Origin of the sequence: Enterobacter cloacae complex sp. 2022EL-00788 (assembly GCF_026627565.1) — a bacterium.
Classification (GTDB): domain Bacteria; phylum Pseudomonadota; class Gammaproteobacteria; order Enterobacterales; family Enterobacteriaceae; genus Enterobacter; species Enterobacter pasteurii.
Window position 1 is genome coordinate 57,036 of the sequence record NZ_JAPNMC010000011.1, and the last position, 13,487, is coordinate 70,522.

A 13,487-nucleotide genomic window follows, 5' to 3' on the forward strand; every position below is an offset into this window, starting at 1 on the left:
GTTGCCTCAGAATCGAAGGGTCACGTTAAAATCAACTGACAGATTGTGTTCCTGCTTTCCGTCAGAGGGGCGTTTATCCCAGCGTATCGCCACACCGGCTTCACCACCGTCGCGCCAGGACACGCGTTGCCCGTAGCCAAGATGGGTGATAAGGCCGCTGCCATAGCCGTGCTGCCACGCATTACCTGCACCGGCGCTGAAGGTCTGCGTCCAGCTGTTTTCATACCGACGCCACAGCCGATGATCCAGCGTCACGCCTGCCATCACGTCGAGACGTTTTTCCGGGCTGAAGTAAGGCGTGTCAGACTGGCTGTTGGTGCCGTAATACACGCCGGGCTGGATACTCAGGTTCATATCAGGCGAAGCCCAGACCTGTTCCTGACCATTGAGGAAATATTCATTCCTGCGGTTACCGTCAGAGAAAGCGGTTTTCAGGTAGCGGGCGCTGTACTGACGGCTTTCATGCTGATACCAGCGTACCTCCGCCCCACCGCTGTGCGCGGTAATATCGTTTTTCATGGCGCGCATCGGCGCGTTACGCGATAAGCGTTCACCTTCCAGGCCCAGCTGCCAGCTATCGTTGACATCAACCCGGGCTGCAAGGCGTGCTCCGACTTTCCTGTCGCCGTTGAAATGTCTCTTCGAGACTTCAGCCTCTGCCCACAGGTCTCGCGAACGCCATTCCAGCCCCATGAGCCCGTCGCGAACCACGCCTTTCCCCTCCTGGAAACGGCCGTCAAAGAAGCCGTAGCCGACGAATCCACGCCAGTTATAGTTAAGCGGCGGGCTATAAAGGGTGGTATTGACGTTAACATCATGGCGCCCTGAATCAGGCGAATCAGAGTCCAGGCCGACCGTCCCCCCCATCCTTAATTCTGCGCGCTTATGGGTGGCAAACGCCTTGCTGAGCTGCTTTACCGCCGCGTTGTCGGGCGCGCGTTGCGCTACATCCTTTGTCAGCTCCTCCGCCTGTCGCCATTCCTGAAGATCCAGCGCGGCATAGGCCTGTTCGGTTTCCAGGGCAACGCTGGAAGGCTCAAGCAGTTCGGCCTGCTTTAAGCGCGCTTCTGTGGCCCTCGGCAGACCACGCGCAAGCAGCACGCGCGCATGATCTATAAGGAGCCCCTGATTACCCGGCGCCGCCTGCGATAGGCTACGCGTCAGCGCTTCCGCCCGGGCAAGATCCTGTTCATACATCGCAAGCGAGGAGCGGTACTGCTGCCCCTCAAGCCACTTATCATTCGGCACGGGCACTGACGATCCGCGCGGATACCAGGTGGCGGGCGTGGTATCAACGACGCGTTTCGTCAGCAGCTTTGCCGGGCGATAGTTTTCACTTTCCAGATGGCTGTAAAAAAGGTCGGCACGCTCTTCCTCCGAAATATCATCAACCTTCTGAGGATTCTGATAAAACAGCCTGGAGAGCATCGCCTGAGCCCGGTCGGGCTGGCCCGTTTTGAGGAACGCTGACGCGACCCAGTACTGGGCATACTCCGGCAGCACCAGACCTTCCTGTTTCATCTGTTGGTATTGCCCGATAACCTCCTGATGGCGGCTGCGGGCCAGCAGCGCCCCCAGCCTGTCGAAGCGAATACGGCGATACACCGCCTCATGCTCCGGCTTCTCTTTCCACTCGGCGATCATCCCGTCGTAAAGGGACAACGCCCGATCGGCGATGACGTAACGCTCTTTTTCACCGCGGGTCGGCATAAACGCGAGCCTGACTAACTCCGCCGCTGCGTCCGCACGTTCGCGGGCATCAGGCTCTTTCCCCTGCGCCTGAACGTGCTTTAACCCGGCTGACGGCAGCTGGTTATCCGCCAGCGCCTGGCGATAGGCATCAGCCAGCGTTTCAGGATGCTGTGACAGGCGCATCGCCTTCGTAATAGCGAGTAACTCATCAGGATAATTTCCGGCAAGCCTGTGCACATAGGCTTCAGTCAGGTAGTTTTTGCTGTCCGGCGTTCTCTTCTGCAGCCGACGGATCTCACGGAGCGCACCGGCATACTCGCCGCTGTCGGCCAGCGTTAACACCCTTCCCCGGCAAAACTCCGCCGTGTACGGGCTGTCATCGCAAATGCGGTCCCAGGCATTGAGCGCTTTTTTCCACTCCTGTTTATTACGCCACGCTACCGCCAGCGCGGCCCAGGCTCTCGCCGGCAGCGCGTAATGCTGGTGCCTGGAATAAACGTCGATAACCTCGCTGTCTTTACCGGCCCACAGGGCAATCTGCATCCAGTCGGCAATCTGGGATTCATCAAGCCGTTGATGGCCGGAAAACCAGGTTAATGCAGGCTGAGTATTTCCCTTTCTCGCTTCAATAATCAGCGCGTCGTACTGGTTATCATCCGCTGGCAGCATGGCCGACACCGGCGCGCAAGGCAGGTAAAACGTGCCGACAACTAACGTTTTAGCTATTAACTGTGCAATCCTCATGCATATAATCCCTATATCCGTATAAGGTAAAATTAGCGCTGCGCTTTATTTTGTATTAGATACCGCGAAAAATATTCTTCTCCTGACGCGTACTGCAGGAAATGGCGGAACTCGGCTAACTTACTTTCATATTTCTCTCTTTCCTTCTCTGATATTCTGGTTAAAACACAATCCTGTAATGTGTCCATTCCCAGCCATTCGCTAAATGCGACGGACCAGGCGATTGAGTCGATATCATCTTCATCGTACTCGTACATTTCTTCTTTCTTCATTAACAACTCCCTTTGAAAAATATCCACATCAAACGAGGTGCAGAATATTTCCTGACTTCAGTCGGTCACCGCAGACGCGTATACAGGGATGAAATTCCTGACGCGTGCCGACCCGCGGTAAATTTTAGGGAGTTGAGACAGCTGAACGGATCATTTTGCGCAAAAGCGCCCCGGGCGCGTCGAGAAGGCGACGGCGCCGTTCCCCTCTCTGGTTGGATGAGGCGAACCCGACGCGCGGTGGTATACTGCTGAGATGCATACGAAACAGCGTGAATAAGCGCCGGCTCAAGGCCTTCCGGCGCCCCGGTCACGGCAGATGAGCGAGAAATATCGTGACACAAGGGGCTGTGAGTGGGCTATAATTTCGAGCTAATTTCGAATGATTTTGAAATACTGCCTGTAACGCTATGAATTACAAGGCAAAATAAGCAATGAATATAAGGATTAAAGCTATGGGTTTTCTTTCCGGTAAGCGCATTCTGGTAACTGGCGTTGCCAGCAAACTGTCCATCGCATACGGCATCGCACAGGCTATGCATCGCGAAGGCGCTGAGCTGGCGTTCACCTACCAGAACGACAAGCTGAAAGGCCGTGTTGAAGAATTTGCCGCGCAGCTGGGTTCCAGCATTGTTCTGGAATGTGACGTTGCACAAGACGAAAGCATTGACGGCATGTTTGCTGAACTGGCAAAAGCATGGCCGAAATTCGACGGCTTCGTTCACTCCATCGGCTTCGCACCTGGCGACCAGCTGGACGGCGACTACGTTAACGCGGTTACCCGTGATGGCTTCAAAATCGCACACGACATCAGCTCCTACAGCTTCGTGGCGATGGCAAAATCCTGCCGCGCGATGCTGAACCCGGGCGCAGCACTGCTGACCCTGTCCTACCTGGGCGCTGAACGTGCTATCCCTAACTACAACGTCATGGGTCTGGCGAAAGCGTCTCTGGAAGCCAACGTACGCTATATGGCGAACGCCATGGGTCCTGAAGGCGTGCGTGTTAACGCCATCTCTGCGGGTCCAATCCGTACCCTGGCGGCCTCCGGTATCAAAGATTTCCGTAAAATGCTGGCACACTGCGAAGCGGTTACCCCGATTCGTCGTACCGTTACCATCGAAGACGTGGGTAACTCTGCTGCCTTCCTCTGCTCTGACCTTTCCGCGGGTATCTCCGGCGAAGTGGTTCACGTTGACGGCGGTTTCAACATCGCTGCCATGAACGAGCTGGAAATCAAATAAGCCTGCCACTCTCTTCCCGCCAGGGAAGAGAGTTCTCCCCCGCCCCTCGTTATTCCGTTCTGCTATTTGTTATCACCTAACAATATTTTTCCCCTCATCCGCCTTACGCCAGGATATTGATCGCCATTTTGAGATCAAGGAACGCCCATGGAACAACGCCGTTTTTCCGGCAAAGGCCACTGGTATCATGAAACCCAGTCGAATCATTCGCAGACGGACGTTCTGCCTCTGGTGCCCGAAGCCGCTAACGTCGACGATCGTTTTTTGCTCGATTTAGCCCTGCCTGACGACATTGCCGCAAGCTGTTGTGGGTGGCTTACGCCAGCCCGAACCTTGTGCCACCTCTTATTCCCGCTTGATACTCCCGTGAACCGTCTGCACACGCTTAGCGCCTACGACAGGCTGAGCACGGCGTTGACGGTTGCCCAGGCGTGCGGCGTCCAGCGGCTCTGTAACCACTATGCCGCCCTGCTCGCGCCGCTTCCAGGCCCCGACTCCTCTCGGGAAAGCAATCGACGCCTGGCAGAGATCACCCAGTATGCCCGCCAGCTGGCGAGCTCCCCGGACGTCATTGACGACAAAGCGCAAACCCAGCTTGATGAGGTGGGGCTGACAACGTATGACATTGTGCTTATCAACCAGATCATCGGCTTTACCGGATTCCAGGCGCGGGCGGTCGCGGTGTTTCAGGCGCAGCTTGGCCATCCGGTACGCTGGCTGCCGGGACACCACATCCAGCCCCATACGCTTCCGCTGAGCTTTACCCGATGGACCGCCACCCAGCCCGTAGTCGAACTAAAATATGCCAGTGCGGTTCAGCTTGAGGCGCTCTCGCGCTGGCAGGCCGAACCGGCGCTTGCAGCGCTCACGCCGGTTCTGTGCCACGAGCCGATGCTGCTAAATCTGACGGGTGAGATACTGGTTAACCATCCACAAAGCGAAGCCCAGCCGTCTGCATCGCTCTCGGCCGCCCATGCGCTGCTGCTTACGTCTCCCGATCGTTTTAGCGCCGCCCAGCTAACGCCTCTCACGGAGGCCGGAATCCCGCCGGGCAAGGCAATTAATCTGTTAACCCGCGGCGCATTTAATGGCTGGCTGGACCGTCTGCGCGTGGCGCTTGGCAAAGAGGAATAACCACACGCTTTACCTAAAGAGCGCTTGCTGTAGCAGTGAGAATCGCGTAAAACTGTCAGCCGCTCAATGGCTACGAAAATAGAACATTATGTTTCAGGACAACCCGCTGCTAGCGCAGCTTAAACAGCAACTGCATTCCCAGACGCCGCGTGCAGAAGGGGTCGTAAAAGCCACGGAAAAGGGCTTTGGCTTTCTTGAAGTTGACGGACAGAAGAGCTACTTCATTCCGCCTCCTCAGATGAAGAAAGTGATGCATGGCGACCGCATTTCGGCCGTTATTCATACCGAAAAGGAGCGTGAGTCTGCCGAGCCGGAAGCACTGATCGAACCTTTCCTGACGCGTTTTGTCGGGAAAGTGCATAAAAAAGACGATCGTCTTTCTATCGTACCGGATCATCCTCTTCTGAAAGATGCCATCCCTTGCCGCGCCGCGCGTGGCGTTGAGCATGACTTTGTCGAGGGTGACTGGGCGGTTGCCGAAATGCGCCGTCATCCTTTAAAAGGCGATCGCGGTTTCTACGCCGAGCTGACCCAGTTCATCACCTTTGGCGACGACCATTTCGTACCATGGTGGGTGACGCTGGCGCGCCATAACCTCGAAAAAGAAGCGCCGGATGGCGTAGCGACCGAAATGCAGGACGAAGGTCTTGAGCGTCGCGATCTGACGGCCCTGGACTTTGTCACCATCGACAGCGCCAGCACCGAGGATATGGACGACGCGCTGTACGCCGAAGAGGCAGCGGATAGCAAACTGCACCTCACCGTCGCGATTGCCGACCCTACCGCGTGGATCGTTGAAGGCAGCAAGCTGGACGAGATGGCCAAAGTGCGTTCGTTCACTAACTACCTGCCGGGCTTCAACATCCCAATGCTGCCGCGCGAACTCTCTGACGATCTCTGCTCGCTGCGCCCGCATGAAGTGCGTCCGGTGCTGGCCTGCCGCATGACAATCGCGGCGGATGGAACAATTGAAGATGATATCGAATTCTTCGCCGCCACCATCGAATCCAAAGCCAAACTGGCTTATGACAGCGTGTCCGACTGGCTGGAAAATACCGGCAGCTGGAAGCCTGAATCCGAAAATATTGCTGCGCAAATTCGTCTGCTGCATCGCATCTGCCAGAGCCGCAGTGAGTGGCGCCAGACCCACGCGCTGGTATTTAAGGATCGCCCTGACTACCGCTTTGTGCTGGGTGAAAAAGGCGAAGTGCTGAACATCGTCGCCGAGCCACGCCGTATTGCCAACCGTATCGTTGAAGAAGCGATGATCTCCGCCAACATTTGCGCCGCACGCGTGCTGCGCGACAGGTTAGGCTTTGGCATTTACAACGTGCACACCGGGTTTGACCCGGCGAACACCGAAGCGCTGGCCGCCCTGCTCAAAACCCACGACGTACACGTCGACCCGGAAGAGGTGCTGACCCTGCCAGGCTTCTGCAAGCTGCGCCGCGAGCTGGACGCACAGCCGTCAGGCTTCCTCGACAGCCGCATTCGCCGCTTCCAGTCCTTTGCGGAAATCAGCACGGAGCCAGGCCCGCACTTCGGTCTCGGCCTTGAGGCGTACGCGACCTGGACTTCACCTATCCGTAAGTACGGCGACATGGTTAACCACCGTCTGCTTAAAGCAATCATTAAAGGTGAAGCTATTGCCCGTCCACAGGACGACACCACGCTTCAGATGGCAGAGCGCCGCCGTCTGAACCGCATGGCGGAGCGCGACGTCGGCGACTGGCTGTACGCGCGTTTCCTGAATGATAAAGCAGGAACAGACGCTCGCTTCCCGGCTGAAATCATCGACGTTAGCCGCGGCGGTATGCGCGTGCGTCTGGTGGATAACGGCGCCGTTGCCTTTATTCCTGCCCCGTTCCTGCATGCCGTTCGGGACGAGCTGGTTTGTAGTCAGGAAAACGGTACCGTGCAAATTAAAGGCGAAACGGTTTATAAGGTCACAGACGTGATTGATGTAAACATCGCTGAAGTCCGCATGGAAACCCGCAGCATTATCGCGCGCCCGGTTGCCTGATAATCGCTTAACATATCGGCCATTTTATTGGTAAATGGCCGATATTTTTCTCCCGCTTTATTTCCCGCAAAACCATCGTTTTATTTCACAATTTTCCGTATCCCGTCGCCACATTTCGCCAGAGTTATCTACAGTAAAAAGAGCCGTCATAGTCGACTGCAAATGAATAATTTGTGCGCTACTCAGCTGCCGCGGGAGAAAACGGGATGGACGATCTGGAGCAGAACCTGCTGTTTCGTTACATGGGTACCCATAGCCCCTGGTGGCGATTAACAGCAGACAGCAATGCTCTGCATCTTGCCGCAAGTGAAAACACCGACATTATCCAGGTTGTTGCGCTGGATGATGAACAGGCCGATCTGATTCGCCAGCTAACCGTGATCACCTCCAGCATTGCCATGACCCTGCCGCTGTACGGTGTTGAAGTCCCCGTTCATCTGGTGGGCCGTAAAATTAACAAAAGCGAGTGGGCGGGAACGGCATCAGCATGGAACGACACGCCTTCCGTGGCGCGCGATCTGGCGCAGGGACTCTCCTTCGCCGAACAGGTGGTGTCCGAGGCTAACTCCGTCATTGTCATCCTCGACCAGAACGGGAATATCCAGCGCTTCAATCGCTTAAGCGAAGAGTATACGGGCCTGAAGGAGCAGGAAGTTATCGGACAAAACGTGTTTAAACTGTTTATGAGCCGCAGCGAGGCCGCCGCATCGAAACGCAATATTGCCGGTTTTTTTCGTAACGGCAGTTCGTACGAAGTCGAACGCTGGATCAAAACCCGCAAGGGCCAGCGCTTGTTTCTGTTCAGAAATAAGTTTGTTCACAGCGGCAGCGGGAAAAATGAAATCTTCCTTATCTGTTCGGGCACCGACATCACGGAAGAGCGCCGTGCCCAGGAGCGGCTGCGCGTTCTCGCCAATACGGATACCATTACCGGATTGCCAAACCGCAACGCCATTCATGAGCTGATCTCCGATGCCATCAGCGCCCGTGGTGACGGACAGGTGGGTGTGGTCTATCTCGATCTGGATAACTTCAAAAAGGTAAACGACGCTTACGGCCACATGTTTGGCGACCAGCTGCTTCAGGCCGTTGCCCTGGCGATCCTGAGCTGCCTGGATGAAGCGCAAACGCTGGCGCGCCTCGGCGGGGATGAGTTTATCGTGATGGCCACCGATACGTCACAGGGCGCGCTGGAAGCCATGGCGTCGCGGATCCTGACCCGCCTGCGCCAGCCTTTCCGCATTGGCTTGATTGAGGTGTATACGGGCTGCTCGCTTGGTATCGCGCTTGCGCCCCAGCACGGTAACGATCGCGAAAGCGTCATTCGCAATGCCGACACCGCCATGTATACCGCCAAAGAAAATGGCCGGGGTAAATTCTGCGTATTCTCGCCAGAGATGAACCAGCGCGTATTTGAATATCTCTGGCTGGATACCAACCTGCGTAAGGCGCTGGATAACGATCAGCTGCTGATCCACTACCAGCCCAAGCTGACATGGCGCGGCGAAGTCAGGAGCCTCGAGGCGCTGGTGCGCTGGCAGTCGCCAGAGCGTGGCCTGATCCCGCCGATGGAGTTCATCTCCTACGCTGAAGAGTCAGGACTGATTGTGCCCCTTGGCCGCTGGGTGATGCTGGACGTAGTGCGGCAGGTGGCAAAGTGGCGCGACAAGGGTATTAACCTGCGCGTCGCGGTCAACGTCTCTGCCCGTCAGCTGGCGGACCAGACCATATTCAGCGACTTAAAACAGGCTCTGAAGGATCTGAATTTTGAATATTGCCCGATTGACGTGGAGCTAACCGAAAGCTGCCTTATCGAAAATGAAGCGCTGGCGCTCTCGCTCATCCAGCAGTTTAGCCGCCTGGGGGCGCAAATCCATCTGGATGACTTCGGGACGGGATACTCTTCCCTGTCGCAGCTGGCGCGATTCCCTATCGATGCGATTAAGCTCGATCAGTCGTTCGTCCGGGATATTCACAAGCAATCCATTTCACAGTCTCTGGTGCGGGCGATTGTCGCCGTGGCGCAGGCGTTAAACTTACAGGTTATTGCCGAAGGCGTGGAGAGCGCAAAAGAAGACGCCTTTCTGACGAAGAACGGCGTCAACGAACGGCAGGGTTTTCTTTTTGCTAAGCCCATGCCCGCTGCCGCGTTCGAGCGATGGCTAAAGCGCTATCAGGCGCGGCACGTCCGCTAGCTGGCCTTGCGTAACCCCGTCGCCTGATGGCGGTTTGACAGCATAACCAGCCGTTCCATTTAGGGGTTGTTGCCGGCACGACGGGCTACCAGTGAAAATTAATCACTTTCATTTATGTGCTTTGGTAATTGCATTTTTTACCTTCTCTTTTGAAGCAATTTTCTGCATCATTGATAATATTCACATTTCGCTTCAGGGTAAGATTATGTCTAACATTGATGCAGCAGCCGTAGCACAGCGTATTGATACCGTGCTGGATATTCTCGTCGCGGGCGATTATCACTCTGCTATCCGTAATCTTGAGATCCTCAAGTCCGAACTCCTGGCTCAGAACGGCGCTGACGACGCACCAGAATCTGTGCAACCAAAAGCCCCGTGGGAAGTGTAACCACGCCGTTTCCGCCCTTGTCTTTTAAATGGATGCTATGAATTCCCGACAACAAATTATTTTGCAGATGGTCATCGATCAGGGACGCGTAAGCGTGGTCGATCTCGCTAAAGCCACCGGCGTTTCTGAAGTCACCATCCGTCAGGATCTTAATCTTCTGGAAAAACAGAGCTACCTGCGGCGCGCGCACGGTTATGCCGTGCCGCTGGACAGCGAAGATGTCGAAACCCGCATGATGAACAACTACGCGCTAAAGCGGGAGCTGGCGGAATTTGCCGCGTCCTTAGTGAACAACGGTGAAACCGTCTTCATTGAAAATGGCAGCAGCAATGCCCTTCTGGCGCGCACGCTTGCTGAGCAGAAAGACGTGACCATCATCACCGTGAGCAGCTATATCGCCCATCTGCTGAAGGAAACCCGCTGCGAGGTGATTCTGCTGGGCGGCATTTACCAGAAGAAAAGCGAAAGCATGGTGGGACCCTTAACGCGCCAGTATGTTCAGCAGGTTCACTTCAGTAAGGCATTTATCGGCATTGATGGCTGGCAGCCCGACACCGGTTTTACCGGCCGGGATATGATGCGTTCAGACGTGGTTAACGCCGTGCTCGCCAAAGAGTGCGAGGCGATTGTCCTTACCGACAGCTCTAAATTCGGTGCCGTGCATCCCTATACGATGGGCCCTGTCTCGCGCTTCAGCCGGGTGATTACGGATGAGCGCTTGCGCGATGAATATCGCCAGCAGTTACAGCACGACGGCCTGACGGTTGATATTGTCAAAAAAACGGCCTGATTATCCTGCTGCGTCCGGATTATGGACGCAGTTCAACCTTTGTCTGAGATTATTCCGACCCCTCCTTTAAGAGTTTTTACCTGTTGAAACGCCTTTAAACACGTAAAATTATTATTAGCGATATAACAGGAAGTGACTATCACCTGCGTGATGATGAAACGCCTGCGCGACCAGCTTTCACGGGAACGGAATTTAAGTATAAATATTGTCTATACTTAAATAGCACTTCTTTCCGTGAATCGATAATTCAGGAGAAAGTATTATGACCTTTACCAGCAAAAAATTAGCCGCCGCTGTTCTGGCAATCACTGTAGCAATGTCCCTGAGCGCTTGCTCTAACTGGTCTAAACGTGACCGTAACACCGCGATTGGCGCCGGTGCTGGTGCTCTTGGTGGTGCAGTATTAACGGATGGTAGTACGCTGGGTACATTAGGTGGTGCTGCCGTAGGTGGTATTATCGGTCACCAGGTGGGTAAATAATCACCATAACGGCTCTCACCGGTAAAATAATATATTTTGTATTTTCAGGTCTGACTTACGCACGTAAAAAAAGAGCCACGGCATTGTCCGTGGCTCATTTATTTTAACCGCCCGCCAGCTTGACCTTCATCCCTTTGGCTTCCAGAAGCGATTTAATTACGTCGCGCTTATCGCCCTGAATCTCGATAATGCCATCCTTGACCGCCCCACCGCATCCGCATTTCTTTTTAAGCTCTGCGGCAAGTTTTGCCAGTTCCACATCGTCCAGATCGACGCCGGTAATCAGGCATACGCCTTTACCCTTTCTGCCGCTGGTCTGGCGCTGTATACGGACAATACCGTCGCCCCTGGGGCGTTCAGCTTTTTCTTTTGGCTCCTCGATGCGTCCGGTATCAGTTGAATAGACCAGACGACTGTTGGTGTCACCCATTATGCCCCCTTTTTCAGCGATGCATTAATCGCTTTCAGCGTTTCAGCCGGGTTAGCAGATTGCGTTACCGGACGACCAATCACCATATAGTCTACACCCGCGCTCAGGGCCTGCTCCGGCGTCATGATACGACGCTGATCCCCTGACTCGCTGCCCGCAGGACGAATACCCGGCGTAACCAGCTTAAATTCGCGGCCTAAGGCGGATTTAAAACGCTCCGCTTCCTGTGCAGAACAGACCACTCCATCAAGACCGCAGCTTTGCGTCAGACGTGCAAGACGCTCCGCATGCTCTGCAGGTGACAACGTCACTCCCAGATCCCGCAGGTCGGTTTCATCCATGCTGGTCAGCACGGTGACGGCAATCAGAAGTGGCGCCTCTTTGCCAAACGGCAGCAGCGCTTCGCGCACGGCCGTCATCATGCGTGCCCCACCGGAAGCGTGCACGTTTACCATCCACACGCCCAGATCAGCCGCCGCGGCAACGGCGTGCGCGGTGGTATTGGGAATATCGTGGAATTTCAGATCGAGGAAAACGTCAAAACCGCGCTGGTGCAAATCGCGGACGAGTTGCGGCCCGAACAGCGTGAACATCTCTTTGCCGACTTTAAGACGGCAATCGCGAGGATCAATTCCGTCAACAAAGGCCAGCGCGGCATCACGGTTATTGTAATCCAGAGCAACGACAACAGGAGAATCGGTAACTACGCGGGAAGTGGAGGAAGTAACAGACGTCATGACCAGCCCTTTTCGTCTATGGGCGCGCAGCGGCGCGGAACAGATAAACGGCGTGCATTCTACCTGCCATCGGCGGAAATGAACAGAATCGAATGTCTTTCCTGCTGAACGGCAGACCGCACGGTGCTGGCTGGTTTACCCAAAAACATTAGTATGTTGTAACTAAAGTGTGGTGTTTTAAAAAATTACTGCCCGTCCAGACCACGAATTGGCTTAATGGTGGACCACGCGCGGCACGACGGACAGTGCCAGTAGAGCGAGTAAGCGGTGAAACCGCATTTCTGGCAGCGGTAGCGCGGTTTGCTCCGCACCTGCTCGCCCACCATGTCTCGCAGCACCATCAGGCTCTCTTTGGCGCGCCCTTCCTCTGCCTCATTGAGGTGGTAGTCCATCAGCTTGTGGAACACGCGCATTGTAGGATGGCGCTGCAGCTGGCGCGTAATGTAGACCTGAGCGGTTTCACTGCCTTCGTGCTGCTCAACGACATCGGAGAGCATCAGCTCGGCCGTTGCCCCCGTATTTTCCTCTACGCAGCGGCGCAGAAACGCGACCCACTCGTCCTGCTTGCCCAGCTGCTGATAGCAGGTTTGCAGCATCTCCAGCGTTTCGCTGACCAGCTCTTTATCCTGATCGATAACGCGAAGCAGGCTTTCCACGGCTTTGGCGTAATCCCCGTTTGCCATAAAGACCCGCCCCATCATGATTGAGATGCGAGCGCTGTTGCGATCGGCTGCCGCGCCTTTTTTAAGCAACGCCATGGCTTTGTCCATGTCATCGCTGCCCATTTGCTGGAGGGCCAGCTCACAGTAAAAGTGGGCAATCTCGACGCGCTGTTTGTCTTTGCCGAGCTTCACAAGACGTTCTGCCGTATCAATCGCTTTTTGCCAGTCGCTGGTGGCCTGGTAGATTTGCAGAAGCTGCTGAAGCGCACCGATACGGAAGTCCGTCTCATCCACCAGCTGGGTGAACATATCTTCGGCGCGATCGTAAAGCCCCGCGGCCATGTAGTCCCGCCCCAGCTGCTGCACGGCCAGCAATCGTTGCTCATAGGTCAACGAGGCGCTTTCCATCAGGGTCTGGTGTATGCGAATGGCGCGGTCAACCTCTCCGCGCGAGCGGAAAAGGTTTCCCAGGGTGAGGTGTGCCTCTACGGTGCCAGTATCCTCTTTAAGCATGTCGAGGAACAGATCTACCGCTTTGTCCTGCTGGTTGCTCAGCAGGAAGTTCACCCCCGCAACGTAGTCGCGGGAGAGTCGGTTTGCTTCATCCTGTTTTGTTTGTTGCGCGCTTCTGCGGCCCATATACCAGCCATAGGCTGCGGCGACAGGCAAAAGCAGAAACAACAACTCCAGCATATTCG

The 13,487-nt window shown here is 55.3% G+C and carries 12 protein-coding genes; 7 read left to right on the forward strand and 5 right to left on the reverse strand.

Annotated features, from left to right (window positions below; translation table 11 throughout):
• Positions 1-6: 6 nt before the first annotated feature.
• Together pgaA and OWK27_RS17430 are read right to left on the reverse strand one after the other, a co-directional pair.
• Positions 7-2,436, reverse strand: coding sequence for a poly-beta-1,6 N-acetyl-D-glucosamine export porin PgaA (gene pgaA / locus OWK27_RS17425; RefSeq protein WP_267590871.1), 2,430 nt, complete (start codon positions 2,434-2,436; stop codon positions 7-9).
• A 32-nt stretch (positions 2,437-2,468) separates the two neighbouring features.
• Positions 2,469-2,708: a hypothetical protein gene (locus OWK27_RS17430; RefSeq protein WP_148419676.1), complete on the reverse strand. Its 240-nt coding sequence runs from the start codon at positions 2,706-2,708 to the stop codon at positions 2,469-2,471.
• A gap of 452 nt (positions 2,709-3,160) precedes the next feature.
• On the opposite strand from OWK27_RS17430, the gene fabI reads away from it, so the two are divergent.
• The 7 genes from fabI to osmB all read left to right on the forward strand — a co-directional run bounded on the left by fabI (position 3,161) and on the right by osmB (position 10,960).
• Complete coding sequence (fabI, locus tag OWK27_RS17435; RefSeq protein WP_003856831.1) at positions 3,161-3,949, forward strand: enoyl-ACP reductase FabI; 789 nt, start codon at positions 3,161-3,163, stop codon at positions 3,947-3,949.
• Between the two features lie 147 nt (positions 3,950-4,096).
• Complete coding sequence (locus OWK27_RS17440; RefSeq protein WP_267590872.1) at positions 4,097-5,083, forward strand: CMD domain-containing protein; 987 nt, start codon at positions 4,097-4,099, stop codon at positions 5,081-5,083.
• Positions 5,084-5,171: 88 nt separating this feature from the next.
• Positions 5,172-7,106 (forward strand): exoribonuclease II, encoded by a 1,935-nt coding sequence (locus OWK27_RS17445; protein ID WP_267590873.1) that lies wholly within the window; start codon positions 5,172-5,174, stop codon positions 7,104-7,106.
• Positions 7,107-7,312: 206 nt separating this feature from the next.
• On the forward strand, positions 7,313-9,301 hold the full coding sequence (gene pdeR, locus OWK27_RS17450; RefSeq protein WP_267590905.1) for a cyclic di-GMP phosphodiesterase: 1,989 nt from the start codon (positions 7,313-7,315) through the stop codon (positions 9,299-9,301).
• A 205-nt stretch (positions 9,302-9,506) separates the two neighbouring features.
• Complete coding sequence (locus OWK27_RS17455) at positions 9,507-9,689, forward strand: hypothetical protein (protein ID WP_267590874.1); 183 nt, start codon at positions 9,507-9,509, stop codon at positions 9,687-9,689.
• A 37-nt stretch (positions 9,690-9,726) separates the two neighbouring features.
• A complete protein-coding gene (locus OWK27_RS17460) occupies positions 9,727-10,479 on the forward strand; it encodes a DNA-binding transcriptional regulator YciT (RefSeq protein WP_148419672.1) in 753 nt (250 codons plus the stop codon).
• Between the two features lie 262 nt (positions 10,480-10,741).
• Complete coding sequence (gene osmB, locus OWK27_RS17465; RefSeq protein WP_003856823.1) at positions 10,742-10,960, forward strand: osmotically-inducible lipoprotein OsmB; 219 nt, start codon at positions 10,742-10,744, stop codon at positions 10,958-10,960.
• A 103-nt stretch (positions 10,961-11,063) separates the two neighbouring features.
• Here the strand turns inward: osmB and yciH are convergent, their stop codons facing one another.
• From yciH to lapB, 3 genes are all read right to left on the reverse strand, one after another.
• Positions 11,064-11,390 carry a stress response translation initiation inhibitor YciH gene (gene yciH / locus OWK27_RS17470; protein ID WP_267590875.1) on the reverse strand — a complete coding sequence of 109 codons (327 nt, stop codon included), beginning with the start codon at positions 11,388-11,390 and terminating at the stop codon, positions 11,064-11,066.
• Positions 11,390-12,127 (reverse strand): orotidine-5'-phosphate decarboxylase, encoded by a 738-nt coding sequence (gene pyrF, locus OWK27_RS17475; protein ID WP_267590876.1) that lies wholly within the window; start codon positions 12,125-12,127, stop codon positions 11,390-11,392. The genes yciH and pyrF overlap by 1 nt, the downstream gene beginning before the upstream one ends.
• Positions 12,128-12,312: 185 nt before the next feature.
• On the reverse strand, positions 12,313-13,482 hold the full coding sequence (gene lapB / locus OWK27_RS17480) for a lipopolysaccharide assembly protein LapB (RefSeq protein WP_148419669.1): 1,170 nt from the start codon (positions 13,480-13,482) through the stop codon (positions 12,313-12,315).
• Positions 13,483-13,487 lie beyond the last annotated feature (5 nt).

Excerpts from the sequence above, each read along its gene's own strand:
- OWK27_RS17440 (WP_267590872.1), top strand. The coding sequence starts at position 4,097 with ATGGAACAACGCCGTTTTTCCGGCAAAGGCCACTGGTATCATGAAACC.
- lapB (WP_148419669.1), bottom strand. The coding sequence starts at position 13,482 with ATGCTGGAGTTGTTGTTTCTGCTTTTGCCTGTCGCCGCAGCCTATGGC.
- fabI (WP_003856831.1), top strand. The coding sequence starts at position 3,161 with ATGGGTTTTCTTTCCGGTAAGCGCATTCTGGTAACTGGCGTTGCCAGC.
- OWK27_RS17460 (WP_148419672.1), top strand. The coding sequence starts at position 9,727 with ATGAATTCCCGACAACAAATTATTTTGCAGATGGTCATCGATCAGGGA.
- pgaA (WP_267590871.1), bottom strand. The coding sequence starts at position 2,436 with ATGAGGATTGCACAGTTAATAGCTAAAACGTTAGTTGTCGGCACGTTT.
- pdeR (WP_267590905.1), top strand. The coding sequence starts at position 7,313 with ATGGACGATCTGGAGCAGAACCTGCTGTTTCGTTACATGGGTACCCAT.
- OWK27_RS17445 (WP_267590873.1), top strand. The coding sequence starts at position 5,172 with ATGTTTCAGGACAACCCGCTGCTAGCGCAGCTTAAACAGCAACTGCAT.
- pyrF (WP_267590876.1), bottom strand. The coding sequence starts at position 12,127 with ATGACGTCTGTTACTTCCTCCACTTCCCGCGTAGTTACCGATTCTCCT.
- OWK27_RS17430 (WP_148419676.1), bottom strand. The coding sequence starts at position 2,708 with ATGAAGAAAGAAGAAATGTACGAGTACGATGAAGATGATATCGACTCA.
- osmB (WP_003856823.1), top strand. The coding sequence starts at position 10,742 with ATGACCTTTACCAGCAAAAAATTAGCCGCCGCTGTTCTGGCAATCACT.
- OWK27_RS17455 (WP_267590874.1), top strand. The coding sequence starts at position 9,507 with ATGTCTAACATTGATGCAGCAGCCGTAGCACAGCGTATTGATACCGTG.
- yciH (WP_267590875.1), bottom strand. The coding sequence starts at position 11,390 with ATGGGTGACACCAACAGTCGTCTGGTCTATTCAACTGATACCGGACGC.